Raw genomic sequence first — 26,073 nt, 5'->3', positions numbered from 1 at the left:
AAGGGCATCAGCCTTTACCCACCCCGGCGGTTCATCGGCCGCTCTGGTAGAGCGAGAGATAACGGCCGGCCGCCACGGCATAGGCCGCGCGCGTGACCACCAGGTCGGGGTCGAAGTACGCATGCAGGGTCGGCTGCAGGTCGTACGGCCCCTGGGTCACCGCGAAGCGTGCATTGAGCACGCCACGGTCCAGCGCCAGCTGCACGTAGCCGCGCATCGACGCCGGAATGGTTGCGGCATCGTCGAGCGGGATCCGCTTGCCGTCGTAGAACGCCGTGAGCTGACCGGTGAACGCACGCGCCTCGCCCTGCAGCGCCAGGCTCTGCACCAGGGAGTAGGCGAGGCCGAGCCGGGAGACACCGTCATTCGGCCGGAACGCACCGTTCGACTGCAGGGTCATCACGCCATCCTGGTTCTGCTCCCGATTGCGCAGCGCGCCGCCGCGGGCCACGGCCGACTCGGCGAACGGATAGGCGGCATCGCCGATGCCGAGGTCGGTGAAGCTCGGCGTGGCGGAGAACGGCAGGTACTGGCGCACGCTGGTTCCCATCACCAGGTAGCGGGCCATCTCGCTGCGCTTGAGTGCCTGGTCGGGACGGAACTGTCCGTTCGCATAGCCGTCGACGAGGCGGTTGGCGACGGCGAACTGGATCGCCGTCCTGGCCGGATGGCTGGCGATGTCGCCGAGGCCGGTGTAGCCGCCGCTGTTGAGGAAGCTGACCTGGCCGTTCACCGTGCCGGGCGCCGCGTAGCCATTGGTGACCTTGGCCGGATCAAGGCCGATGCCCGAGACCGAACCGATGCCGCGCACGGTGACCCGCCACACGCCCGGCTTGGCCGGCGCGCCGGTGGTCACCGTGTCGCCGATGACCGGCAGCGCGATCGACGAGCCATAGCGCACGCCGTCCGGGTCGATCAGCACCAGGGCGAGGGTGTTGGCGTCGATGGTGGCGCGCGCGCTCACCCAGGCCGTCTCCGGCCCGACCGTGAAGGACTGCTCGCCCACCGGCCCGATCGGGGCGAAGTTCACCGAGAACGGTACCGGCGGCGGACCCGCGACGAGCACCTCGTTGCTGTTGAAGCTGTTCAGCGCGTTCACGGTCGCACCGAAGCCACCGCGCACGCCAGCGGCCTCAGCCACCGCGGTATAGGCGTTGATGTGCCCCGCGCCCGCCTCCCACGACAGCCGTCCGGTCATGTTGGTGGCGGTGCGGGTGATGACGTCACGGACGTTCGCCGGGGTCAGGTTCGGGTTGGCCTCGAACATCAGCGCGACGATGCCCGCCACGTGCGGCGTGGCCATCGAGGTGCCGCTCATCACGGTGTAGAACGGCAGTTCGGCCGGTGAAAGCATCTGCGCGTCCTTCTGCGCGGCCAGCGCCGGCAGCGTGCCCGTGCTGTCACGGGTGGAGATGATGTTCACGCCCGGCGCCACGATGGTGGGCTGGTTGACGTAGGTCCACTGCACACCGTCGGGCATCTTGAAGGTACCGGACTCGCCGCGCTTGCCGCGCGAGGAGAACCCGGTGAGCACGCCGTTCTTCTCGCCGGCGCCCACCGAGATCACCCATGGCGCCTGGGCGTACGGGTTGTGGGTGTCTTCGCCCGGGCCGTCGTTGCCGGCGGCGAACACGCTGACGATGCCGCGCTTGTAAAGCTCGTAGCTGGCGATGTTGACCGGATTCAGCGGATTGAACTTGCCCGAGCTGCCCCAGGAATTGCTGGTCACGCGGATCGGGTTGCGGAAACTGAACTGGTTGGTCGCGGCGTAGTCGAGGCCGCCGACCGCGTCGAGGATGAACAGCACGGCGCCGGAGCCGTAGCCGACCAGGTCGGCCCCCGGCGCCACGCCGCGGTACAGGCCGTTCGAGCGGGCGCCGGTGCCGCCGATGGTGCCGGCGCAATGGGTGCCATGGCCCGAACCCCAGTCGGTGTTGGGCACGCCCTCGACGTAGGTGATCGGCAGCATCGAGTCGTATGAGGCGAGGTTGGTCACACCTTGCGTGTTCTGCACCAGGTGCGGACCGTACTGCAGGTCCATGTGGGTGCCGTCGACACCGGAGTCGTTGACCAGCACGCTCACGCCCTTGCCGCTGAACGGGATCGCGCGGTGGTAGTCGGCCGGGTTCTCCACCGTGCGCGCGGCGCCGGAGATCTTGCGCGCCTCGCTGTTGAGGTACTGCAGCGGGGCGTTGAAATAGATCGAGACCACGTCGCTGCGCTTGGCCAGCGCGCGGATCTCGTCGGGGGTCGCCAACGCGCCGGCAATCGGCAGCGTGCGCATGGTCATGCCCCTGTTGATGCCAAGTGCCTTGAGCGCGGCAATCTGGTCGGCGGTGACCGGGCCGGACTGCTGGTAACTGATGACGACCTGCAACTGGTCCGTGGGGGCGGCAGCGCCCATCTTCGTCAGCAGTTGTGGATCAAGCTGGGCATCGGCCAGCGCAACGCCGCTGGCCAGCAGGCCTGCCGCCACGGCGCAGAGGCGAAAGGTCTTGCGTTTGACGTTTGGAACAAACCTGGACGACATAGTGATGGCTCCGGAGATTCGCCCGCCGGGATGGGGCGCCCCCGGAGTATCCCGGCCGACATGGCGGCCTCTCCATCCGGGATTGCACCCAGCCGCCACAGGGGAAATCACCCACGCCGCCACGTTGTTGGCATCCCTGCAGCCCACGCCATCGGAGCGCCAGACGCGCCCGTACTGAGTGAACTCCCCTACTGGCGCGGTCGGACCGGATCGGCTAGGTTCATGCGTTCGCACGATTTTCCGAACGCCTGCCGTCATCGGCGTCGCATTCAGGAGGCCCGCCATGCCGAAATCCGCTCTTGCAGCCAAGCTGGTGTTTGGCCTGACCCTTTGTTTGTGCGCTCCGCTGGCCTTGGCGCAGAACCTGCCGGTCACCGTCGCGGTCGCCGGCAACGTAGCGACGGTGCGGGTCGACCTGCCGACCCAGCAGGCGCTGGCCGAAGTGATCCTGACTTTCGACGACAGCCTGGGCCTGAGTCCCAGCAGTCTCGGCGTGAGTGCGCAACTGGTGGACCTGTCCAGTCCGGCGCTGCAGGGGCGGCTGCCCAATGCCGGCCTGAACCGGCTCGATCCCTCCTTTCCGCTGATGATCACGATCGAGCCGCCGGCACTGGGCGGGCTCAGCTTTCAGCGCACTGTGCGCGTCGAGGTGCATACCCATGCGCTCACCTACGCGGCGGGAAGCCAGCTGCGCCTGTTCAAGGCGCCGCTGAACGGAAGTTTCCGCGACATCACTGACGAGATTGCGCCAGGCAGCGTGCGCGCACGGGGCACCACCGGAGGTTTCTCGCAGTTCCTGGTACTGACCGATGTTCGCCCCAGCAGCGAGGTGGTGGCTGACAAGTTCGACCGGCTGCAGTCGCTGATCGCGGCGCTGCCGCTGTCCGAACGCGGACCGCTGCAGATGAGCGCGGACGCGGCGCAGAGCGCCGTCAACCAGGGGCAGTTCGGCGACGCCCTGAGCTCGCTCGATCAGCTGCGCGCGCGCGTGGCGGGCCGGGCCGGCACGGCGATTCCCTCGCAATGGCGGGCCACCCGGGATACCGACAACCAGGCCGGCGAACTGCTGGCCGCCACCTCCACGCTGGCCTTCAGTATCGGCTACCAGCGCGACTTCGGTCGCTGAAGGGTTCGCCGGCGCGAACGCGGGCTTGGGCGGCGCATGGCGGGCGGAGATGCTTCGCCGGGTCTTGCGCGCGGCTGCCTGTGCACGTGAATGCCGTGCGCTAATATCACCGCATGCAGGCACGGCTGACCGCATTTGTCCCAGATCACGCCGCCCTCACCCGCTCCCTGGGCCCGGGTGACCGGTTGCGGATCGGCCGCGCCGACGATTGCGGGCTGCTGCTGGAACACCCATCGATATCGCGCGTGCACGCCGAACTTTTCGCCAGCGACGGACGCTGGCACCTGGCCGACCTGCACAGCAGGAACGGCAGCTTCGTGGAAGGCGCCCGGATCGACTCTGCGGTGATCGACGCGTCCTGCTGGCTGCGCTTCGGCGACGTCCACTGCGAGTTCGCGCTGCTCGACGGCGCCGCGGCGGAAGCGGACGCAAAACGCCGCAGCGAACGTCGCCTCACGGCTACCGCATGCACGGCCCACCTGGACGCGATCGCCCGCATCGACAGCACCGATGATGCCGCCTCCGGCCAGTCGCTGCCCGACGCCAGCCTGCGCGCGGTGGCCGAGCTCGCCGACTGCAGCCGGGGCTTCCTGCTGGTCGACACGCACGGCCGCCACCGCGTCCTCGCCGCGCTCGCGCTGGACCCATCACAGATGATCGGTCGCGAATTCGCCGGCAGCCTCAGCGCAGTCACCCGAGCCATCGAGCAACGCCGCCCGGTCGTCTTCAACGACATCGGCGGCGATGCGTGGCCCGGCGCCTGTGCTTCGGTAGTCCAGGGCGGCTTGCGTACGCTGGTCTGCCTGCCGCTGCTGGACGGCGACCGGGTACTCGGTGCGATCTACGCCGACCGCCGCGAACCGGGCCCACCCCTGACCACGCTCGACCTGGAACTGCTGGAGGCGTTTGCCGACCGCACCGCGCTGTGGCTCATCGCGCATCGCGCGGGCGAGGACCTGGCCATGGTCCCGCCCACGCCGCTCGACTGGAACAGCATCCTCACCGAGAGAATGCTGGAGACATGACGAGCCAGCCGACCGCCACTGGCATCTATGCGCACATGAACCTGGCGCCCGGCACGATGCTTGCCGGGCGTTTTCGCATCGAGGCGCCGCTCGGGATGGGCGGCATGGGCGTGGTCTACCGCGCCCACGACACCGCGCTGGACGTGCCGGTCGCGCTCAAGCTGTTGCGGCCCGAGCTGGCGGCCCGGCCGGATTCGTTCGAACGATTCCGCCAGGAGCTGTTGCTGGCGCGCCAGGTTTCCAGCCCGCATGTGGTGCGCATCCACGACCTCGCCCAGCACGATGGCCACTGGCTGATCAGCATGGACTACGTCGACGGCGAAGGGCTGGACCAGCGCATCGACCGTGGCGCGCTGCCGCTGGAGGACGCACTGCGGATCGCGCGGCAGATCGCTCTCGGCCTGCAGACTGCCCATGCCCGGATGGTGGTGCATCGCGACCTGAAACCGGCCAACGTGCTCATCGACCGCGAGGGCAACGCGTACATCAGCGACTTCGGCGTGGCCCGTTCGCTCGCCAGCAGCGGCCTTACCCTCGCCGGTACGGGCGCGGTGATCGGCACTCCCGACTACCTCTCCCCGGAACAGGCCCGCGGTGATCCGGTGGACACGCGCAGCGACCTGTATGCGCTGGGCCTGATCATGCGCGAGATGCTGACGGGCACGCCTGCGTTCCAGGGCGCCACTGCCGCCGAGGCGATCGCCCAGCGACTGGTCCGTGCCCCGTCGCCGGTCACCCGCGAACGCCCCGACGTGCCGACCTGGGTCGCCCGGCTGATCGAACGGCTGCTGCGACCGCGCCCGGCGCATCGATTGCCGGATGCGGCCGCCGTGATCGAGGCCATGGACCGCCGCGCGATGCCGCCCGACATGCGCGCGCATCGTCGCGCCTGGCTCGCAACGGCAGCCTTGCTGACCACGATCGGCGTCGCCGGCACGCTGTGGTGGATGCCGCACGACAAGGCGGCCGGCACCGCCGCCGCGCCGCCGCTCCACCGGGTCCTGGTACTGCCGTTGCGCGGCGCGGCGCTTCCGGTGCCGCGCGTGACCGCGCTGGACGCCTACCTTCGCGCGACCCTGTTTGCATTGCCCGGCGTCGCCAGCGTCGATGCCGACCGGACCTTCCAGGCGCTGCGCCAGCTGGACGCGGCCGGCAGCGACCCCGACCCGGCAGCGCTGCGCCGCCTTGCCGTTGCCGACCGCACCCTGTCCCCGGATCTGCGCCAGCACGACGGTCGCTGGTACGTGCACGCCGAGCTGCGTGAGGACGACGGCGTGCCGCAAACCCTGGACGGTCCGCCGGCCGTGGATGCGGTTGGCGCTTTGCATGCCTGGCTCATCGAGCCGGTCCTGGCCAAGGCGCTCGGCGCACATGCGCCCGCAGCGGAGCTGAAACTGCCCACCGCAGTCGCGACCCTGGATGCCTTCGGCGCGGTCCTGCAGGCGCGTGAGAAAGACGACATCCCCGCTGCACTGACGGATTTGCGCGCCCTCACCCGGCACGAACGCAACGACCCCATGCTATGGCGCACCCAGCTCCGCCTGGCGCAGGCGATCGGCGAGCGCGATGTGGCACTGGAGGCCATCGAACAGGGGCAGCGCGCGGCCAACGCCGGACCTGTCCGGCTGCAGCGCGTGTTCGCTGCAGAACGCGCGCTGTACGATGGCGACGTTCCGGCTGCGATCACGCAATGGCGTGCGCAACTGGCCGAAACGCCCGACGACACCCTGGCCGATCTGCAACTCGCGCGAGCCCAGGGCGGCGGCGGCGATTTTCGCGCCGCCATTGCCAGGCTGTCGCAACTCACCACCCGCGACAGCGACGACCCCCGCGCCTGGTTCGAGCTGGGCAAATTCTCGATCATGCAAGGTGAGGCGAGGCGCGCCGTCGACGATTATCTGGTGCGTGCGCTGGTGCTGTACAAGCGTGGCCGCAACCTCTACGGGGTGGCGGAAACGACCAACGCGCTCGGCATCGGCTATGGCCGCCTCGGCCAGACCGCCAACGCCGAGGAGCAATACCGCAAAGCGGCGGCGCTCCAGCGCGACGTCGGCAACCGTCGCGGCGTGGCCACCAGCCTGCGCAATCTGGCCAACATATTGAGCCTGCGCGGTGCCTTCGACGAAGCCGGCAGCGCACTCGCCCAGGCCCGCGCGCTCACGGTCGAGCTCGACGACCGCGAAGGGCTGGCTGCCGTGGACAACGAACTTGGCGTGCTTGCCGAGGAACGCGGTGACTACCACGGCGCACTCGAAGCTTACCGTCGTGCGTTGCAGGGCTGGCAGCAGGTCGGCGATGCGCATGGACTGGCCCAGGCACTCAACGATATCGGCTTCGCCAACTTCCAGCTCGGCCGATACGACGACGCACAGAGCTACTGGCAACGCGCCGCGGAAAGCGAGGCCGGCCTCGGCGATACTGGCCGCATCCGCACCGGGCAGAACCTGGGACTGCTGGCGGCGGCGCGCGGCCGCTGGCAAGAGGCGCGCAAGCTGCAGGAAGGCGCGCTGGCTGAAGCCGAAAAGCAGCAGATGCCCGAAGAGGCGGCCGTGAGCCGGCGCAATCTGGCCAAGCTCGCGTTGATGCAGGGCGACGTGGCCGGCTCGCTCACGCAAGCTGACAAGGCCATCGCCCTGTTCAGCCAGCGCGGCGACCGGCGCGGCGAATCCGACACGCGCCTGTTGCGCGTGCAGGCATGGCTCGCCGCTGGCGCCGAGGCCTTGGCACGGCGCGAACTCAAGTCGCTCGAAGGTGCCGGCCCCGGCACCTCGCGCGAACAGCGTGCAGGGGTCGAGATCGTGCGTGCGCAGCTGGCTCTGCATGCGGGCGACCCGAGGAGCGCGGCCGCAGCCCTGGACGACGCGCAACCATTGGCCGAGGCGTCGGGGGTACGCGAACTTCAGCTGCGGGTAGCGCTGCTGCGCGCGCGCATCGACCCGCACGCCGATAGCGGACTGGATGCTGCAACCGCCATGCTCGGCAATGCCGAGCTGCGGCTGGACTGGCTGACCCTGGCGATGCAACGCGCGCTCGCCGCGCACGATGGGACGGCGGCAGTACGCGCCTACCGTGAGGCGGTCAGCCTGATGCGCGGCAGCGAGGTGCTGGGAGCGCCGCAGATCCACACCTTGGGCGCCAGCGCCCAGCGGCTGGCGGGCGACAGCGCCGGAACGGCAGGTGCCGAGCAAGCCGCGGCTGCCGCGCAGGCCGCCTTCCGGACCAAACTGCCCACCCGATTGCACGATGCGGGAAGTCCGCCGGCCCGCCGCACGGAAGCGGACGCCCCCACGCCATGACCTACGACACCCCGCCTCCTCCCGCCGAAGCCCACTTGCGCTACCAGCACCTGCTGCAGCGGCTCGAGGCGAGCGAGCGCGAATTTCGTCGCCTCGGCCGCTCGGTGCTGCACGTGCAGGAGGACGAGCGGCGCCGGCTCGCACGCGACCTGCATGACGGCATCGGCCAGAACCTGACGGCACTCAAGCACCGGCTCGCGCAGATCGGCGACGCGCTGCCGGCGCAATTCGAGGTGCTGCGGGCCAGCCTCGACGAGGCGATCGTATTGTGCGCCGGCACCCTCGACGACACCCGCCAGCTCTCGCGGCTGCTGCGGCCGCCGATCCTCGACGACCTCGGCCTCGAACCGGCGCTGCGCTGGCTGGCACGCAGCCTCGGCGAAGCGGCCGGCGTGGCGATCACCGTGGAAATCGAACCGATACCCGCCCTTGACGAAGAGCTGCAGACGCTGCTGTTCCGCATCGCCCAGGAAGCGCTCAACAACGTGGTCAAGCACGCCGGTGCACACAGCGTACTGGTGCACCTGGTCGAGCGCAGCGGCCGCATGCAGCTGCAGATCGTCGATGACGGGTGCGGCTTCGACCCGGCGCAGGCACAGGCCGCCGGCGGTACCGGTCTGGGCGTCATCCGCGAACGCCTGCAATTGTTCAACGGGCAGTTCGAGTTGCGTTCCGCTTCCGGCCACGGCACCCGTCTGCGCGCGGTCGTGCCGCTGGACAATCGCTGACCCGGGCCCACCGGGTCTGCGCTTGACGCAACCTGGGATGGCGTGCAGGGTATCCGCATGCCGCCCAAGCCCATCCGTGTCCTGCTCGTGGACGATCACAACCTGGTCCGCGAAAGCCTCGTCGGAATCCTGCAGGGCGACGGCGACATCGAGGTCATCGCGCAGGCGGCCGACGGTGTCGAGGCCATCGGCAAGGCGCTGGCCACCCGTCCGGACATCGTCATCACCGACCTGTCGATGCCGCACCTGAACGGCATCGAGCTCTTACGCCGCTTGAACCAGGAATTGCCGGACACACGCGTGCTGGTGCTGACCATGCATCAGGAAGACCAGTACGTGCTGCAGGCCGTTCGCGTCGGGGCCAGCGGCTACCTGGTCAAGGACAGCGCTGCGGCCGAACTGCTCGCCGCCGTACGAAACGTCCATGCCGGACGCGGGCATTTCGGACCGCACGCCTCGCGCGCGCTGGCGGAGCAGCTGCAACATCCCGAGCGCCTGCCGGACGACCGCTACGAACTCCTCACCGCGCGCGAACGCGAAGTGTTCGGCCTGATTGCCGAGGGCCTGACCACCAAGGAGATCGCGCGCCGCCTGTCGATCAGCACCAAGACGGCGGAAAACCACCGCACCCGCGTACTGGCCAAGATCGCCGTACGCAATACCGCCGAACTCGTGCGATATGCGCTGCGCCGCGGCTTGCTCGACTAGATATCCGCGGCGCGCCGCACCAGGGCGTACTCAAGTTCGACCCGCGGCATGCCATGATGGGCGCCTGCATTCCTCCCGCTCTTTCCGCGCGCTGCATGCCAACGGTGCCCCGCATGCCCACTGCCCCTGATGCCAGCGATGGCCCGGCGGACTTTATCGAGACGTACCGCGACGCGCTGACTGCAGCGCAGTGCGCGATGCTGGTGGAACGCTTTGCAGCCAGCGGGAAAACCCGCCCCGGCCGGGTCGGCAGCGGCGTGCTACCCGAACTGAAGGACAGCCAGGATCTCGCCCTCAGCGAACAGGCCGACTGGCGCGACGCGGAAGCGTTGCTCAACCAGGCGGTGTTCCGCGGCCTGCTGGCGTACCTGCGGCGGTATCCGCACGTGCTGATTGCGCCGCTGATGCTCGAGGTTCCAGGCCCGGGCGGCACCCGCCACCGGCTGACGCCCGAGCGCCTCCGGGCGATGGACGACGGCGCGCTGTCGTCCATGGCGGAAATGGTCTTCCGGCCGGGCGCCATCAACCTGCAGCGCTACAGCGCGGGGCGCGGCGGGTATCCCTACTGGCATTGCGAACTGTACCCGCGCGACCTGCGCGCGGACACCCTGCACAGGCACCTGCTGTGGACGATCTACCTCAACGACGATTTCACCGAAGGGGAAACCGAGTTCCTCCATCAGCAGCGGAAAATCGTTCCACGCACCGGCACGCTGCTGCTGGCGCCGGCTTCGTTCACGCACACCCACCGCGGCAACCGCCCGCAGGGCGGCGACAAGGTCATCGCGACGAGCTGGGTACTGTTCCAGCGCGCCGAGCAGTTGTTCGGCGGAGCCTGAAAGCATGTGCCGCATGGCACGGTCTCCGGCGCGGATCCCGACAGGGAAGTCCGGAAAAAACCCGCCTTTCGGCGGGTTTTTCGTCACATCAGGTTGCGGCCGTGGAACAGTTCCTCGATCTCGCGGCGCAGCAGCGATTCGATGCGCTGGCGCTCCTTGAACGAGAGATCGTCGGCATGCGCCTCGAACAGATACGTATCAAGGTCGAAGTCCTTGATGTGCATCTTCGTGTGGAACATGTTTTCCTGGTACACGTTGACGTCGAACATCTCGTACTTCTGGCGGATGTGCTTGGCCAGGTAGTCCTGCACCGAGTTGATCTTGTGGTCGATGAAGTGCTTCTTGCCCTTCACGTCGCGGGTGAAGCCGCGCACGCGGTAGTCGGCGATGACGATGTCCGACTCGAAGCTGTCGATCAGGTAGTTCAGCGCCTTCAACGGCGAGATCACGCCACAGGTGGCCACGTCGATGTCCGCGCGGAAGGTGGCAATGCCGTTGTGCGGATGCGTTTCCGGGTAGGTATGGACGGTGATGTGGCTCTTGTCCATGTGCGCCACCACCGCGCCCGCGATCGAATCGCGGCCCAGCTTCTCGACCACCGGCTCCTCGGAGATCAGGATGGTGACCGAGGCGCCCTGCGGATCGTAGTCCTGGCGGGCCACGTTGAGGATGTTCGCGCCGATGATCTCGGCCACGTCGGTAAGGATCTGGGTGAGCCGGTCGGCGTCGTACTGCTCGTCGATGTACTCGATGTAGCGCTGACGCTGGTCTTCGGACACCGCATAGCAGATGTCGTAGATGTTGAAGCTCAGGGCCTTGGTCAGGTTGTTGAAACCCTGCAGGCGCAGACGGGGAAGTGGCTTGACCACAGGCGGCTCTCCATGACCGATATGTTCGGCCAGCAGCAGAGGCGGGTTAGCGACAAGGGTCCCCGCGATATGGTGTGAAGTACAGGCGCGCAGCCTGCACGACCCTTGTGTACCGAGTGCGACAATCCTGCCGCATCCGGAAGACCGCGGATTATGGGGCAAAAGAATCAGAAATTGAACCTGCCGCAAACCGTCAGGTTTGCCATAATGCCAAGCTTGCAGGGATGGTCCGCGGACAAGCAGTGCCGTGTGGCAATGGCCGCCGCTGTGACTTCAATCATCTGTGGGGGGATAGACGTGGCGCAACTCAAATACCAGCTCCAACAGGCTTTCGAACGTTCGCAGGCGCCGCTCGGCTTCGCTCCGGATCCCGCCTCCATGGAGCGTTTCCTGGCTCTGTGCCACCGCCGGCGCTACCCGGGCAAGACCGCGATCATCCGTCCCGGCGACCCGGCCAATACCCTGTACTATGTGATCGACGGCTCGCTGGCCGTCTGCACCGAGGACGAACAGGGACGCGAGCTGATCCTCGCCTACATCAGCCGCGGCCAGTTCATCGGCGAAATGGGCCTGTTCGTGGAGCAGGCGCAGCGCGAGTCGATGGTGCGCACGCGCACCCCGTGCGAGATGGCCGAAGTCAGCTACGAGCGGCTGTTCCAGCTGATGGAGGGCCCGCTGCGCGAGGAATGCCCGAAGATCCTGTTCGCGATCGGCTCGCAGCTGACCAACCGCCTGCTGCGCACCTCGCGCCAGGTCAGCCGGATGGCGTTCATGGACGTCACCAACCGCATCTCGCGTACCCTGCTGGACCTGTGCCAGGAGCCGGACTCGATGACCCATCCGGACGGCACCCAGATCCGCATCTCGCGCCAGGAAGTGAGCCGCATCGTGGGCTGCTCGCGCGAGATGGTCGGCCGCGTGCTCAAGCAGCTGGAGGAGCAGCGGATGATCGACGTCTCCGGCAAGACCATCGTGGTGCGCGGCACGCGCTGACCCCGAAGCAGGAGCTGCCCTGCCGCCATCCGAATCAGTTCCTTGCGAAACCTGGCCGTGATGGCGGCGGTGGCAACCTTATCGCGCCGATCAGCCTGGGCCAGTTGGCGCAGAGGCTGGGCAGCAACAGGGGCTGCGAGCCACGACCTGGACGACGTAGGGCGGACACTGTCCGCCAGCTCTTCGACTCGCCGCCACGCACCTCGACGAATACGGCTGGCCGTGTCTGCCCTGCGCCTGATCAGCCTGGGCCAACTGGCGCAGACGTGCTGCAGGAGCGCCGCGCGAGTCGATCACGCGGCCGCGGTCAGAACCACTCGACGCGGGTGACCGCCCGCCCCAACGCCTTCTCCACCCTCCTGCACAGCGCGGGCGTGCCGTTGACCAGCACCGGCTCGGCGGCCAGCTTCAGCATCGCCACGTCGTGCATCGAGTCGCCGTAGGCAACCTGCCACGCGCCGACCCCGTGCTCGCCCAGCGACTGCACCTTGCGCCGGCCCACGTTGTGCCGCTGCAGCCGCATGCCGAACCAGCCCGGCCGCAGCTGCGAGGCCAGTACCTCCAGTCCGGTCAGGCCCAGCTGCTGCAGGATGCCGCTGGCCAGGATGTGCTCGCAGCCGGTCACCACGAGCACGCGATCCCCCGCCAGCTGGTGCCGGCGCAGCGCCTGCAGGCCGTCACGGCAGAACTGCTTCGGCCGGCGCGCCAGCGTGGCGGCGAACGCGCTTGCCGCCAGCTGGTAGCGCCGTTCGCCCAGCCCCAGCAAGGCAATGCGCACCAGCGTGTACATCGGCCAGCGCCGCGAGAACGGCCGCTGCAGCAGCAACAGCGGCGAACACAGCAAGGCCAGCGCGCAGCGCCACGGCGAGCGCCGGTAGCGTTCGCGCATGAACTGGTAAAACGAATCGCCGCGGATCAGCACGCCGTCGAAATCGAACAGCACCACCCGCGGCGGCGTGGCCTCCGTATCCCCCTCCGACATGACGGTCACGGCAGGGCGAACAGCCGCTTGAGTTCGCTGCCCGGATCCTCGACGCGCATGAACGCCTCGCCGACCAGGAACGCCTGGATGCCACCCTCGCGCAGGTACGCCACGTCTTCCGGCGTGTGGATGCCGGACTCGGCCACCAGGATGCGGTCGTACTCGATCAGCCCCTGCAGCTGCAGCGAGGTCTCCAGCGAAGTCTCGAAGCTGCGCAGGTTGCGGTTGTTGACGCCGATCAGCGGCACCGGCAGCGCCATCGCGCGCTCCATCTCTTCCTCGTCGTGCACTTCGCAGAGCACGTCCAGGTCGAGCTCGGCGGCCTGCAGCGAAAGCTGCAGCAGTACGTCGTCGTCCAGCGCCGAGACGATCAGCAGGACGCAGTCGGCACCGATCGCCCGCGCCTCCTGCACCTGGTACGGGTCGATGATGAAATCCTTGCGCAGCACCGGCAGCGAGCAGGCCTCGCGCGCCTGCTGCAGGAACACCTCGCTGCCCTGGAAGAAGTCGCTGTCGGTCAGCACCGACAGGCAGGCCGCGCCGGCGGCCTCGTAGCTGCGCGCGATCGCGGCCGGGTCGAAATCCGGGCGGATCACGCCCTTGCTGGGGCTGGCCTTCTTCACCTCGGCGATCACCGCCGGCAGGCCGGCGTCGATCTTCGCCTCGATCGCCGCGGCGAAGCCGCGGGTGCCGGGCAGATCCGCGATGCGAGCGGCCAGCTCGGCTTCGGGCAGCCGCGCCCGGCGTTCGGCAATCTCTTCCGCCTTGCGGGCAAGAATGCGATTGAGGATGTCAGTCATGGCATCTCACTGGTGGTGTAGGAACGCATCCCATGCGCGACGGGAGCCCGGACAGCGGGCCACGGCAGTTTCGCGCACCATGCACACCCTACGATGAATGGGCAAGCCGACGGGTGGCCGCCACGAAGGCCTGCATTTTCGCATGGGCGGCGCCGCTGGCAATCGTGGCGCGGGCCAGCTCGATGCCCTCGCCGATCGAAGCGGCCACGTCGGCCGTGTACAGCGCTGCACCGGCGTTCAGGCAGACGATGTCGTAGGCCACGCCATGACGCCCCTGCAGCACGTCCAGCAGCATCGCCTTCGACTCGTCCGCATTCTCCACCCGCAGGTTGCGGCTGGATGCCATCGCCAGGCCGAAATCTTCCGGTTCCACCTCGTACTCGCGCACCACGCCGTCGCGCAGCTCGCCGACCAGGGTCGCCGCGCCCAGCGAGATCTCATCCAGCCCGTCGCGGCCCCACACCACCAGCGCGTGCCGCGCGCCGAGCTGCTGCAGCGCGCGCACCTGGATGCCGACCAGGTCGGGATGGAACACGCCCATCAGGATGTTCGGCGCGCCGGCCGGGTTGGTCAGCGGGCCGAGGATGTTGAACAGCGTGCGCACGCCCATTTCCCTGCGCACCGGCGCCACCACCTTCATCGCCGGATGGTGGTTCGGCGCGAACATGAAGCCGATGCCGGTCTCGGCCATGCACGCGGCCACCTGCGCCGGCGGCAGCTCGATCGCCGCGCCGAGCGCCTCCAGCACGTCGGCGCTGCCCGACTTCGACGACACGCTGCGCCCGCCGTGCTTGGCGATGCACGCGCCGGCCGCCGCCGCCACGAACATCGCCGTGGTGGAGATGTTGAAGCTGGAAGCGCCGTCGCCACCGGTTCCCACGATGTCGACAAAGTGCTGGTGCGGCGGCGCGTCCACCTTCGCCGACAGCTCGCGCATCACCCGCGCCGCGCCGGTGATCTCGCCCACCGTTTCCTTCTTCACGCGCAGGCCGGTGATGATCGCCGCGGTCATCAGCGAGCTCACCTCGCCGTTCATGATCTGTCGCATCAGCGCGATCATCTCGTCGTGGAAGATCTCCCGGTGCTCGATCGTGCGCTGCAGCGCCTCCTGCGGCGTAATGGTGATCGCGCGGACATGGCCGTTCATGCCGCCGCCCTCAGCGGCTGGCCCAGGAAATTGCGCAGCAGGTCGTGGCCGTGCTGGGTCAGGATCGACTCGGGATGGAACTGCACGCCCTCGACCGCCAGCGTCTTGTGGCGCAGGCCCATGATCTCGTCGATCGAGCCATCCGGGTTCTCCGTCCACGCGGTGACTTCGAGGCAATCCGGCAGCGACGACTGCTCCACCACCAGCGAGTGGTAGCGCGTCGCCTCGAACGGATTCGGCAAACCGGCGAACACGCCCTGCCCGCGATGGATCACCGGCGAGGTCTTGCCGTGCATGATCCGCTTGGCGCGGACCACCCTGCCGCCGAACGCCTGGCCGATCGCCTGGTGGCCCAGGCACACGCCGAACACCGGGATCTCGCCGGCCAGCTCGTGCAGCACGTCCAGCGACACGCCCGCATCGTCCGGCGTGCCCGGCCCCGGCGAGATCATGATGTGCGAGGGCCTGAGCGCGCGGATGCCGTCCACGTCCAGCGCATCGTTGCGCACCACCTTGACCGCCTGCCCCAACTCGCCGAGGTACTGCACGAGGTTGTAGGTGAAGCTGTCGTAGTTGTCGATCATCAGCAGCATGGCGGGATATCGCTTCGGTCGTATTGGCGCAGTGCATCATGATAACCGCAGTAGGTGCGCTGCGCGTCACCGCGCCGGATCGCCCGCATCCGGCCAGCGGCGGGGCGGCCGGCGGGGCGGACCGGTGCGCGCGCCGGGGCGGACCGCCGGCCTCGCCGTACGGCGCCGACGGCGGTCGCAACGGCCCCAATTCACGGAGGTGCTCAGGCGAGGTCGCGCCGCGACTGCCGGGCCACCACGCTGGTGGCGGCGAGGTCGCCGGTGACGTTGCCCAGCGTGGCGAGCGCGTCGGGGATGGTGTCGACCGCCAGCATCAGGCCCAGCGGACTCAGCGGCAGGCCCATCGCCTGCGTCACCGGCAGGTTGGTGGCGATGAAGATGACCTGGCCCGGCAGGCCGACCGAACCCAGGCTGATCACCACCGCCAGCAGCGCACCGGCGAGCAGTTGCGCGGTGCCGAGGTCGATGCCATAGGCCCAGGCGATGAACACCGCCGAGGTGACGTACTGCACCGGACTGGTCAGGCGGAACAGGCTCACCGCCATCGGCAGCACCAGTGCGGCCACCTGCTTCGGGTAGCCGAGCCGGCGATCGGCGCTTTCCAGCATCGCCGGCAGCGAGGCCAACGACGACTGCGTGCTGATCGCCACCACCTGCGCCGGCACCAGCGCCAACGCGAAACGGCGCAGCTTCTCGCCGCCGAAGACCACCGCCAGCGGCAGCATCATCGCGGTGACCGACAGATACAGCAGGCACTCCACCAGCACGTACACGCCCAGCGCGCTGAGCATCCCCAGGCCCGAGCGCGCGCACACGGCAAGGATCAGCGCGAACACGCCCAGCGGCGCGATCCACAGCACCCAGCGCACGATCACGATCATCGCATCCGCGATCGCCTGGAAGAATTCCATCAGCAGTGCGCGCCGCGCCGGCGCGATCCGGGTCAGCGCGAAACCGAGAAACAGCGCGAATACCACCAGCGGCAGCATTGCGCTCTGCGCCGCGGCCATGATCGCGTTGTTCGGCACGATCGCCACCAGCGTGTCGATCCAGTCCGGCGCCGCCTGCGCGGCCGCCGGCACGCTGGCGTGGTCGAACGCGGCGACCAGCGCCGGGTTGCGCGGGAACAACGAAAACACCAGCGGCGCGGCCAGCGCCGCGAACACCGCGCCGCCGGTCAGCACCACGATGAACACCACGATCGCACGACGCGCGATGCGGCCCGAGGCGGCCGCGTCGGTGGCGGTATTGACGCCCACCACCACCAGCGCCAGCACCAGCGGCACCACCGTCATCTGCAGCGCGTTCAGCCACAGCTTGCCGATCGGCTGCGCCACGCTCGCCACCTGCAGCGCCACGGACTCGTTCCAGCCGGCCAGCAGCAGGCCGATCAAGGCGCCGGCGGCCAGTCCAATCAGGATCCGGGTGGTCGCACTCACCGTGCGACATCCTTGCCAGCCAGTGCCGGCAGCTGCCACGGCGCGCGTAGCCGCTCGTACTCGGCCTGCGGCAGCAACACGAACACCGGATGATCCTGCGGCTTCAGCCAGGCCAGCAGTTCCTGCATCAACGCTGGCGTCATCGCGGTGCAGCCGGCGGTAGTACCGGCCGCCGACTTCCACAGGTGCGCGAAGATGCAGCTGCCGCCCTGCGGCGCCGCCTGCGCGTTGTGCTCGATCACGAAGCCGAGCCGATAGCGCTGGTCACCGTTCGCGTGCAGGTCGCGCCGCATCGGTTCACTGGAACCCTGCACCGCGTCGGCGCCGACCACGTTGGCGTCGACGATGCGGTTGTACTGCGCCGTGCCGCTGACATCCATGCACCAGTCGGTGGCGCTGAGCGCGCGGTACGGCAGCGCGGTGGCCGCGTGCGCGGCATAACCGAACGCTTCGCCGATGCGGAACACGCCGGCCGGGCTGCGGTTGTCGCCCTCGCGCTTCAGCGGGCCATCGGTTTGCGGCGGATTCAAACCCAGGCCCCAGCCGGCGCCGTTCTTGCCGATGATCACCGGTGCGGGCGCGACGACTTCCTTCCAGGCGTCGCCGCTGCGCTCGAAGGCGCGCAGTTCGCCGTGGTCGGCGTTCCAGTCGGCCGTGGTGACCAGCACCAGCTGGCGGGCATCGTGCCACGGCGCATTCGCCGCACCGGCGTGCACGGCACCGGCAAGTGTGACGACGAGCGTCGACAGGGCAAGGGTTCGGCGGCTAACAGTCATCGGTTTCCGTCCTGCAGGGTGAAAATGCGCTCAGCCTCGTAGGGCAGGCAGTGCCCGCCGCTCTCGTGAAAGAGCGCCGGCGACATATCGGAAAGGCGGCGGGCAGTGCCCGCCCTACGATCCCGGAAAACACTGTTGCGGTGCATGCGGCTACGGCTCCAGCATCAGCTGGATGCGGTCGAGGTTGGCCAGCAGCTGCGCGTGGAGGTCGTCGTGGCCCTCGCACAACTGCACGAACACGCCGTCGAGCAGGTGCTGCAGCGCCGACTGGTACAGCAGCGGCTGGATGTACGGCAGCTCGTCATGCGCCGACACCACCAGGGAGAGGTCGGCCAGCGCCCGCAGCGGGTTGGCGGTGTGCCGGGTCACCGTGATCACCTGGCCGCGGCGCTCGCGGAAATAGCGGGCGATCTTGCCCAGCGCCGGATGGTTGCCATACTCGGAGAACACCAGCAGCACGTCGCCGGCGCTGGCCGCGGAAACGTTCGCGGTCATCCGCGCGGTGTCGAAGTTGTGCACGGTGAGGATGCCGAGCAGCGACAACTTCAGTGCGAAGCCGCGCGCATGGATGTCGTCCTCGCCCAGCCCGATGATGAACACCTTGCCGGTACGGCCGGCCTGTTCGATCGCGGCCGCCACCGCGTGCAGCATCTGCGGCGGATTGATCAGCCGGGTGGCCTCCTCGGCCTCGGACTTGCGCCGCCACAGGTTGCCGGCGGATGCGCCGCCGCGCTCGCTGTCGTTGGCCGCGTCGGGTTGCGGCGCGTCGCCGTTGTCGGCGCGGGCGATCGCCTCGCCCACCGAATACTTCAGATCCGGATAGCCCTTGAAGCCCAGCTTCTGGGTGAACTTGACCACGCTGGACTGGCTGATCCCCAGCGCGTTGGCCAGCTGCTGCGAGGAGTAGTCGCGCAGCAGCTGCGCGTTCTCCAGGATGAAATCGGCGATGCGCCGCTCCACTGCCGACATCTGGTCGCGCTCCGAACGGATTTTGACCAGCGGCGACATCACCAATCCCCCAGCCTCTCCAGCCCGCGGATCTCGCGGATGCCCAGTCCGGGGGCGTCCGTCACGGAGATTTCCGACTCGTTGAAGATGACCCCGCCGTCGACCGGGTTGAACTGGCACAGCGAGGGGCCGTCCAGGTCGACCTTGGTGATCACGTCCGACTTCGCCACCGCCACGTGCACCGCCGCGGCCACGCTGATCGAGGTCTCCAGCATGCAGCCCATCATGCACTCGATGCCGTGCATCGCGGCGATGTCGGCGATCTTGATCGCATTGGATATGCCGCCGGTCTTCATCAGCTTGATGTTGATGATGTCGGCCGCGCGCATGCGGATCAGCTCGATCACCTCCATCGGGCCGAACACGCTCTCGTCGGCCATCACCGGCGTGTGCACGCGCTCGGTGACATAGCGCATGCCGGCCAGGTCGCGCGCCTTCACCGGCTGCTCGATCAGCTCCAGCTTGATGCCGGCCTCCTCCAGCGTCTGCAGCGCGTACACCGCCTGCTTGGCGGTCCAGCCCTGGTTCGCGTCCAGCCGCAGCAGCGCGCGTCCCTCCACCGCCGCATAGATCGCCTTGACCCGCTCGATGTCGACGCCGATGTCCTTGCCGACCTTGATCTTCAGCGACTCGAAGCCACGCTCCACCGCGGAGACCGAATCGGCCACCATCTTGTCGATGTAGTCCACGCTGATGGTGATGTCGGTGGTGATCACCGGGTCGCCGCCGCCCAGCAGCTTGTACAGCGGCGCGCCGTAGAGCTGGCCCCACAGGTCGTACACCGCGATCTCCACCGCCGCCTTGGCGCTGGTGTTCTTCTCCATCGAGGACTGGATCAGCTGGGTGAGATGGTTGAGCTCGGCGATGTCCTGGCCGATCAGACGCGGCGCGATGTAATGCCGGATCGCCTCGATGATCGAGCCGTGGGTGTCGCCGGTGATCACCGCGGTGGCCGGCGCCTCGCCGTAGCCGACCTGGCCCGAGTCGGTGTGCACCATCACCACGATGTCCTCCACCGTGGCGACCGTGCGCAGCGCCGTCTTGAACGGGGTCTTCAGCGGCACCCGCAACATGCCGAACCGGATGTCGGTGATCTTCATGGATTGGCGTGCTCTGATCCTGTGCGATGACATTTCACAACGTCATTCCCGCGCAAGCGGGAATGACATCGCGAGAGAGGGGCGGGCTTCCTTCATGGGCGGATGCGCACGATGCTGGTCATGCGCTCTACATAGCTTTGCTTGTCGTTGTAGAGCAGCGGCAGCAGTGGGGTCACCGACACCGCGTTGAGCTTGACCCGCGCCTTGCCGCCGTCGGCCTTGCGGTAGCTCATGCCGGCCACGTCGTGGATCACGTACGGCTGGCCGTGCAGATGGCCGATCACCATCATCACGTGGCCGGGGATGTAGACCAGGTCGCCCACCTCGAGCGCCTGCGCGGCCTTGATGCGCGCCTCGCGGCTGTCCTTCGCGGTGAACACGCGATGCTCCAGCGCCGGGCTGACCGCCTGCCGGCTGGTATTGCGCGGCATCTCGACGCCCATGCTGCGGTACACGTCGGAGACGAAGCCGGAGCAGTCGCGGCCGTCGTAGGCGTGGCCCCAGCCGTAGCGCTCGCCGAGGAACTTGAACGCCTGGCGGATGATGTTGGCGCGGGTCAGCGGCAGGTAGTCGCTCGCCGTGTCGGTGTTCTTCTGCAGCAGCGCCGGGGTGAACGCCAGCGTGCCGTCGGCCTTGCGCAACGGCAGCTCGAGCACGTGCGTGGCGTACGGCGTCTGGCCGTTGACCGGCTGATCCGGCGGCAGATCGGTCAGCAGCGGCACGCGCGTGCCCATGTCCAGCGGCAGCTGCGACACCGCCGGCTGCTCGCGGGTGAACACGGTGCGTTCGACTGCACCGGTGACCACCCGGTAGGGTGCCTTGACGGCGTAGCCGAACACCTCGGCGGCGCTGCCCTCGGCCACGTTTTCCTTCGCGGTCCACGCGGCGTAACGCGGGCTGACCACGAACAGCCACTTGCCATCGGCGCTGGTGTGCACGATCGCCACCGGCGTGCCGGGGAACTCGGCGGTTTCCTGGAAGCGGTCGATGTCGGTGTCGCCCTTCTCGCTGAATACGCGCAGCGAGGTGGGGAAGGTGCGCAGCGCAGCGCGGCGCACCACCAGGCCATAGCGTGTCGGCTGCTGCGCGGGAACCGCGTCGAGTGCGAGGTTGCCGACCACGGCATCCAGCGCGGCGACCGGCACCGGCTGGCCGTCGACGTCGAACAACGGGCGATCCGGCCGCTCGGACAGTTTCTCGATCCAGCCGGCGACCTGCTCGCGGCCCAGGGTTTTCGGCAACGCGCGCAGGTCGTGCATCGACGGATCGACCTGCAGCAGCCTCGCGTTCTGCGCCTCGATCGCCACGCGGTCGAGGATCACCCGGTCCGGCTGCGCCTGCAGACCGATCCAGAACGCCGGGGTGAGCTGCGCCTCGCCGACGCCGAGCACGCCGGACGGCGGCACCGTCAGCGCATCGTTCGCCTCGCGCGCCTGCAGCGGTGCGCCGGCGAAGGCGAGCGCGAACGCGGTGGCGGCAAGCAGGTGGATTCGCATCGTCTTGATCCTTGGTTGATGCCGCGTCACGGGCCGGCCAGCGCCGACAACACCGTTGCCACCACCAGCCCGTAACCGGTGCCCAGGATGTAACCCAGCAGCGCCAACAGGATACCGACCGGCACCAGCGCGGCGGAATAGCTGGCCGCCAGGATCGGCGTGGCCGCCACCCCGCCAATATGCGCCAGCGACGAGATCCCGCACAGGTACAGGTCGAAGCGAAACAGTTTGGCGAAGCCGACCAGCAGCACGGCGTGGATCGCGATGATGGTGACGCCGCACAGCAGGTACAGCGGCGCCGCGGCGATGCCCTGGAAGTTGCTCTGCGAGGCCAGCACCGCCACCACGCTGATCAGCATCGCGCTGGAGATCGTGCTGGCGCCCGGAAACTCCGCCAGCGGCGTGTGCGCCACCACCAGGCCGAAGCCGGTGGCCAGCAGGATGGTCCAGGTGGTGGCGCCGATCATGCCGGACGCCGGCAACCAGTCGGCCAGCCAGCCCGACAGCGCCGCCACCGCCAGCGCCATGCCGAGCCACAGCAGCACGCTGTCGTAGGTGGTCGGTGCCTTGGTCTTCACCGGCGCCAGCGGGATGTCGCCGCTGGATTCCGCCCGGGTCCAGCGATTGAACGCCGGCGCCAGCCGTGCCACCGAGAACAGCACCACCACCCACATCGAGTAGCCGAGCGCATCGGTCAGCAACGACATCGCCAGGTGCGCATCGGACATGCCGATCGCCTGCTTCACCGCGATCATGTTCGCGCTGCCGCCGACCCAGCTGCCGGAGAGCGCGGCCAGCGGCTGCCAGTCGTCGCCGGGCAACCAGCGGCGATAGAGCAGATAGGTGCCGATGAAGGCCACGAACAGGCTGATCGAGGTGCAGGCAAACACGCCGAGCACCCGCGGGCCGAGCCGCCAGATCGCGCGCAGGTCGCAATTGATCATCAGCAGGAACAGCAGCGCCGGCACCAGATGCGACACCAGCATCGACTGCGCCGCCTGGATCTCCGTGTTGACCTGCCACAGCCCGGAAACCGCCAGCGTGGTAACGGACAGATAGGTCAGCACGATCGGCGGCAGCACCGAAAACACCTTCCAGCCGAAGTGGCGTTCCACCGCCGGAAACAGCCCGGCGACCAGCAGCATCAGCGCCAGGTAAGGCCAGACGGTATGGATCACAGGCATCCCCTCGTGGATGGTTCGCGGGTATTCGCAGGCTGGCGGGCTTGCGCTATCAAGGAATAGATGATTCTTATGAAATTCTTTTCAGCATAAATTATTGAACGGCATTTGCAAGCATGCTACACAGCGGTTTCAGGGGATTCGTTGCAGAGGCCGCTTGTCGATGGATACGTTACTGCCTATGGCACCGGGAATACGCCGCCACACCCGCGGCCTGCGTCTCGTCGTGACCCTGCTCACCTTGCTGTCCGCCGCAGCGCCCGCCTTCGCCGGCAACGGTATCAACGACAAGGTCGTCACCCCCATCATCGTCCAGATCGACGCCGGCCACTTCAAGGCGGCCGAGGCGGCGAGCGCCGACGCACTGGCGCAACCCGGCCTGCCCGCCGGCACGCGCGACGCGCTCGCGTTCCAGCGCGAACGCATGCGCCGCATCCTGCTCGACTTCACCCTCGGCGCCGACGACGTCGAGGCGCACGTGCGCAAGCAGATTCCCGACCTCACCGAGGCCGAATTCGCGAAGTGGAACGCGGCCGGCCTGTTCGAGCACCAGGTCATCGACGGCAGGACGCTGTACTTCAAGCGCTCGCCCGGCAACCTGTTCCGGCTCAGTCCCGAAGCCGTGGCGCGGCGCGCGGTGCAGACGCCGATCAGCGACGGTCCGATGGAAACGCTGAACGACCAGCAGCGCGCGATCTACAGGGCCGCGCTGGCCGAACACCGCAGCAGCGTGCTGCCGCAGCGCCTGCGCATGACGCAGACGCTGACCGTCGATGCCGATGCAGTGCCCGCCGGCGAGACCGTGCGTGCGTGGATCCCGTATCCACTGGCGGTGCCGGGCCAGCAGGAAGACATCCGCTACGTGGCCAGCGTGCCGGCGCAGCACCGCATCGCGCCCGCGTCGGCGCCGCAGCGCGCGGTGTACCTCGAAAAGCCCGCCGTGGCCGGGCAGAAGACGGTGTTCTCGGTCAGCTACGAGCTGACCCTGCTGGCGCAGTACCACGCGATCGACCCGGAGCGGGTGCAGCCGGAAAACATCACGCCGGAACTGGCCCCGTTCGTGGCCGAGCGCGCGCCGCATATCGTGTTCACCGACGCGATGCGCCAGTTCTCGCGCGAGGTGGTCGGCGACGAGAAGAACCCGTACCGCGTCGCACAGAAGCTGTTCGCCGCGGTCGACCGCATCCCCTGGGCCGGCGCGCGCGAGTACTCGACGATTTCCAACATCAGCGACTACGCGCTGCACGCCGGCCACGCCGACTGCGGCCAGCAGACCCTGCTGCTGATGACCCTGCTGCGGCTAAACGGCATCCCCGCTCGCTGGCAGTCGGGCATGGTGTATTCGGACGACGGCAGCCGCTACAGCAACATCCACGACTGGGGCTATCTCTATCTGCCGCCCTACGGCTGGGTGCCGATGGACGTCACCACCGGCCGCCTGCACCCGGCACCCGGCGACGACAAGGCGCTGGAGTGGTTCTACCTGGGCGGCCTCGACAACTGGCGCATCGCGTTCAACGACGACTACGGCCGCCGCTTCCAGCCGTCCAAACAGCACTTTCGTTCCGACAACGTGGACTCGCAGCGCGGCGAAGCCGAGTGGCGCGGCGGCAACCTCTATTTCGACCAGCTGGACTACGACTTCGACTGGCAGGTCCTGCCGGTGGCGCTGGCAAGCGGAGGCACGCGATAACGCGCGACTTTCACAAGCACGGCATCGCCGACGTCGAGGGGAAATGAACAACCTTCGTACCTTGCGCAGGACCGTGCCGTGCACGGCGCTCGGCCTCGGCCCGGCGCCGCCGAGGGCACCGGTCGCCTGCGACAGGCGTCGGCCAGGTCTGCGAAACCGGCGATACTGGGGCATCCGCGCCGTGTTGCGCGGATGCCGGCACTTCAAGGACATGGTCGCCGGCAAACCGCCGACGCGGAACTGGAAAACGACATGAACACCATCGCCCGCCTCGCCCTCCTCGCCGCCCTGGCCCTGCCCGCCGTGCTGCATGCACGGGCCGCGCAGGACCCGCCGGTCACCATCGACACCCACGTCGACATCCCGTTCACCTACATGGCCGAGCCGCGCTTCGACGTGGGGCACGACACCCGGCTGCTGGTCGACCTGGGCAAGATGGAGCGTGGCGGCCTCAACGCGGCGTTCTTCGTGGTGTGGGTGCCGCAGCACCAGCTCGACGCCGCCGGCTACGCCAAGGCGGTGCAACAGGCCAGCCAGAAGTACGACGGCATCGGCCGCATGCTGATGACGTACCCCGACCGCATCCGCCTGGCCACCACACCGGAGCAGCTCGTCGCCAACCACAAGGCCGGCCTGCTCTCGGCGACCATCGAGATCGAGAACGCCTACTCGCTCGGCCACGACCTCCGCCGCCTCGACGCCGCGTTCGACCGCGGCGCCCGTTCGGTCGGCCTGGTCCACGTCGGCAACAACGACCTGTGCAGCAGCTCGCTGCCCGACACCGAGCACGGCGAGCCGGCGATGAACAGCGCCGGCGACCAGGGCATGAGTGCGTTCGGCCGCGCCGTGGTGAAGCGCGCCAACCAGCTCGGCATGCTGGTCGACATCTCGCACGCCTCGGACCACTGCGTGCGCGATGCGCTCAAGGTGTCCGCCACGCCGCTCATCGCCACGCACTCCGGCGCCCGCGCCGTGCTCGACCACCCGCGCAACCTGCCCGACGACCTGCTGCGCGCGATCGCCGCGAAAGGCGGCGTGGTGCAGGCGGTGGCGTACAAGGAATTCCTGAGGCACGACCCCGGCCGCGAGGCCGCCGAGAAAAAATTGCAGGCGGCCGTGGCGAAACAAGCCGGCGAGAAGGCATACGACAGCGACAACGACGACTACCGGCCCGAGATGGAAGCAGGCATGGCCGGGATCCAGAAGAAGTATCCGCTGGCCACGCTGGACGACTACATGAAACAGATCCGGCACATGGTGCAGGTGGCCGGCATCGACCACGTCGGCCTCGCCTCCGACTTCGACGGCGGCGGCGGCATCACCGGCTGGAAGGACGCCAGCGAAACCCGCAACGTCACCGCCGCCCTGCGCCGCGCCGGCTTCAGCGACGCCGACATCGCCAAGCTGTGGGGCGGCAACCTGCTGCACGTGTGGGGCGAGGTCGAGCGCCATGCGCAACATTGAACAACGCCCGCCCCCTCCCCCGCGATCGAAGGAAGTCCCGGTGGGGCGGCGCAGGGAAGGGTCGGGGTGGGGTGCTCTCCCGCACGCCCGAGCCACCCCCTCCCAACCTCCCCCTGCAGGCAGGGGGAGGAGCCAGAAGCATTTGCTCCCTCCCCTGCCACGCAGGGGAGGGCTGGGGTGGGGGGCTTCCCCGCACGCCGAAGCCACCCCCTCCCAACCTCCCCCTGCAGGCAGGGGGAGGAGCCAGAAGCATTTGCTCCCTCCCCTGCCACGCAGGGGA

21 protein-coding genes are annotated in these 26,073 nt (G+C 68.5%); 9 read left to right on the top strand and 12 right to left on the bottom strand.

Annotated elements, in window-relative coordinates; genetic code table 11:
* Nucleotides 1–31 precede the first annotated feature (31 nt).
* Nucleotides 32–2,530 (bottom strand): S8 family peptidase, encoded by a 2,499-nt coding sequence (locus tag AC1Q5A_RS03345; RefSeq protein ID WP_492698304.1) that lies wholly within the window; start codon nucleotides 2,528–2,530, stop codon nucleotides 32–34.
* A 283-nt stretch (nucleotides 2,531–2,813) separates the two neighbouring features.
* Here AC1Q5A_RS03345 and AC1Q5A_RS03340 point away from each other — a divergent pair, with 283 nt between their 5' ends.
* The 6 genes from AC1Q5A_RS03340 to AC1Q5A_RS03315 all read left to right on the top strand — a co-directional run bounded on the left by AC1Q5A_RS03340 (nucleotide 2,814) and on the right by AC1Q5A_RS03315 (nucleotide 10,252).
* Nucleotides 2,814–3,656: a DUF6689 family protein gene (locus AC1Q5A_RS03340; protein ID WP_492698302.1), complete on the top strand. Its 843-nt coding sequence runs from the start codon at nucleotides 2,814–2,816 to the stop codon at nucleotides 3,654–3,656.
* 113 nt (nucleotides 3,657–3,769) lie between these two features.
* Complete coding sequence (locus AC1Q5A_RS03335) at nucleotides 3,770–4,681, top strand: FHA domain-containing protein (protein WP_492698300.1); 912 nt, start codon at nucleotides 3,770–3,772, stop codon at nucleotides 4,679–4,681.
* Nucleotides 4,678–7,977, top strand: coding sequence for a protein kinase domain-containing protein (locus AC1Q5A_RS03330; RefSeq protein WP_492698298.1), 3,300 nt, complete (start codon nucleotides 4,678–4,680; stop codon nucleotides 7,975–7,977). Before AC1Q5A_RS03335 ends, AC1Q5A_RS03330 begins: the two co-directional genes overlap by 4 nt.
* A complete protein-coding gene (locus AC1Q5A_RS03325) occupies nucleotides 7,974–8,705 on the top strand; it encodes a sensor histidine kinase (RefSeq protein ID WP_492698296.1) in 732 nt (243 codons plus the stop codon). The genes AC1Q5A_RS03330 and AC1Q5A_RS03325 overlap by 4 nt, the downstream gene beginning before the upstream one ends.
* Nucleotides 8,706–8,762: 57 nt before the next feature.
* Entirely contained in the window at nucleotides 8,763–9,413 is a 651-nt protein-coding gene (locus AC1Q5A_RS03320) for a response regulator (RefSeq protein ID WP_492698295.1), read from the top strand.
* 113 nt (nucleotides 9,414–9,526) lie between these two features.
* A complete protein-coding gene (locus tag AC1Q5A_RS03315) occupies nucleotides 9,527–10,252 on the top strand; it encodes a 2OG-Fe(II) oxygenase (protein ID WP_492698294.1) in 726 nt (241 codons plus the stop codon).
* Nucleotides 10,253–10,335: 83 nt separating this feature from the next.
* Here AC1Q5A_RS03315 and speD read toward each other — a convergent pair whose 3' ends face one another.
* Nucleotides 10,336–11,121: an adenosylmethionine decarboxylase gene (gene speD / locus AC1Q5A_RS03310; RefSeq protein ID WP_068092516.1), complete on the bottom strand. Its 786-nt coding sequence runs from the start codon at nucleotides 11,119–11,121 to the stop codon at nucleotides 10,336–10,338.
* Between the two features lie 291 nt (nucleotides 11,122–11,412).
* Here speD and crp point away from each other — a divergent pair, with 291 nt between their 5' ends.
* The gene (gene crp / locus AC1Q5A_RS03305; RefSeq protein WP_492699041.1) at nucleotides 11,413–12,114 is read left to right on the top strand and encodes a cAMP-activated global transcriptional regulator CRP; all 702 of its coding nucleotides are present in this window, start codon (nucleotides 11,413–11,415) and stop codon (nucleotides 12,112–12,114) included.
* Nucleotides 12,115–12,421: 307 nt separating this feature from the next.
* Here the strand turns inward: crp and AC1Q5A_RS03300 are convergent, their stop codons facing one another.
* The 10 genes from AC1Q5A_RS03300 to AC1Q5A_RS03255 all read right to left on the bottom strand — a co-directional run bounded on the left by AC1Q5A_RS03300 (nucleotide 12,422) and on the right by AC1Q5A_RS03255 (nucleotide 22,639).
* The gene (locus AC1Q5A_RS03300; RefSeq protein ID WP_492698293.1) at nucleotides 12,422–13,096 is read right to left on the bottom strand and encodes a haloacid dehalogenase-like hydrolase; all 675 of its coding nucleotides are present in this window, start codon (nucleotides 13,094–13,096) and stop codon (nucleotides 12,422–12,424) included.
* A gap of 5 nt (nucleotides 13,097–13,101) precedes the next feature.
* Nucleotides 13,102–13,896 (bottom strand): indole-3-glycerol phosphate synthase TrpC, encoded by a 795-nt coding sequence (gene trpC, locus AC1Q5A_RS03295; RefSeq protein ID WP_492698292.1) that lies wholly within the window; start codon nucleotides 13,894–13,896, stop codon nucleotides 13,102–13,104.
* 88 nt (nucleotides 13,897–13,984) lie between these two features.
* Nucleotides 13,985–15,043 (bottom strand): anthranilate phosphoribosyltransferase, encoded by a 1,059-nt coding sequence (trpD, locus tag AC1Q5A_RS03290; RefSeq protein WP_492698291.1) that lies wholly within the window; start codon nucleotides 15,041–15,043, stop codon nucleotides 13,985–13,987.
* Nucleotides 15,040–15,636 carry an anthranilate synthase component II gene (locus AC1Q5A_RS03285; protein ID WP_492698290.1) on the bottom strand — a complete coding sequence of 199 codons (597 nt, stop codon included), beginning with the start codon at nucleotides 15,634–15,636 and terminating at the stop codon, nucleotides 15,040–15,042. Before AC1Q5A_RS03285 ends, trpD begins: the two co-directional genes overlap by 4 nt.
* A 203-nt stretch (nucleotides 15,637–15,839) precedes the next feature.
* Entirely contained in the window at nucleotides 15,840–17,075 is a 1,236-nt protein-coding gene (locus AC1Q5A_RS03280; protein WP_492698289.1) for a dicarboxylate/amino acid:cation symporter, read from the bottom strand.
* Entirely contained in the window at nucleotides 17,072–17,851 is a 780-nt protein-coding gene (locus AC1Q5A_RS03275) for a L,D-transpeptidase family protein (protein ID WP_492698287.1), read from the bottom strand. The genes AC1Q5A_RS03280 and AC1Q5A_RS03275 overlap by 4 nt, the downstream gene beginning before the upstream one ends.
* A gap of 150 nt (nucleotides 17,852–18,001) precedes the next feature.
* Nucleotides 18,002–18,859 carry a MurR/RpiR family transcriptional regulator gene (locus AC1Q5A_RS03270; protein WP_492698286.1) on the bottom strand — a complete coding sequence of 286 codons (858 nt, stop codon included), beginning with the start codon at nucleotides 18,857–18,859 and terminating at the stop codon, nucleotides 18,002–18,004.
* On the bottom strand, nucleotides 18,859–19,959 hold the full coding sequence (locus tag AC1Q5A_RS03265; protein ID WP_492698284.1) for a dipeptide epimerase: 1,101 nt from the start codon (nucleotides 19,957–19,959) through the stop codon (nucleotides 18,859–18,861). Before AC1Q5A_RS03265 ends, AC1Q5A_RS03270 begins: the two co-directional genes overlap by 1 nt.
* A gap of 92 nt (nucleotides 19,960–20,051) precedes the next feature.
* A complete protein-coding gene (locus AC1Q5A_RS03260; protein WP_492698282.1) occupies nucleotides 20,052–21,455 on the bottom strand; it encodes a C40 family peptidase in 1,404 nt (467 codons plus the stop codon).
* Nucleotides 21,456–21,481: 26 nt separating this feature from the next.
* Complete coding sequence (locus AC1Q5A_RS03255; protein WP_492698280.1) at nucleotides 21,482–22,639, bottom strand: DUF819 family protein; 1,158 nt, start codon at nucleotides 22,637–22,639, stop codon at nucleotides 21,482–21,484.
* A gap of 160 nt (nucleotides 22,640–22,799) precedes the next feature.
* Between AC1Q5A_RS03255 and AC1Q5A_RS03250 the strand changes: the two genes are divergently transcribed.
* Nucleotides 22,800–24,329: a transglutaminase-like domain-containing protein gene (locus AC1Q5A_RS03250; RefSeq protein ID WP_492698279.1), complete on the top strand. Its 1,530-nt coding sequence runs from the start codon at nucleotides 22,800–22,802 to the stop codon at nucleotides 24,327–24,329.
* 252 nt (nucleotides 24,330–24,581) lie between these two features.
* Nucleotides 24,582–25,793, top strand: a complete 1,212-nt coding sequence (locus AC1Q5A_RS03245; RefSeq protein ID WP_492698277.1) for a dipeptidase — start codon at nucleotides 24,582–24,584, stop codon at nucleotides 25,791–25,793.
* Nucleotides 25,794–26,073 lie beyond the last annotated feature (280 nt).

Source organism: Rhodanobacter sp. GW835-FHT13D09, from assembly GCF_058793995.1.
Note: the sequence above shows the minus strand (reverse complement) of the source record. Positions and strands in the feature narration are given on the sequence as shown.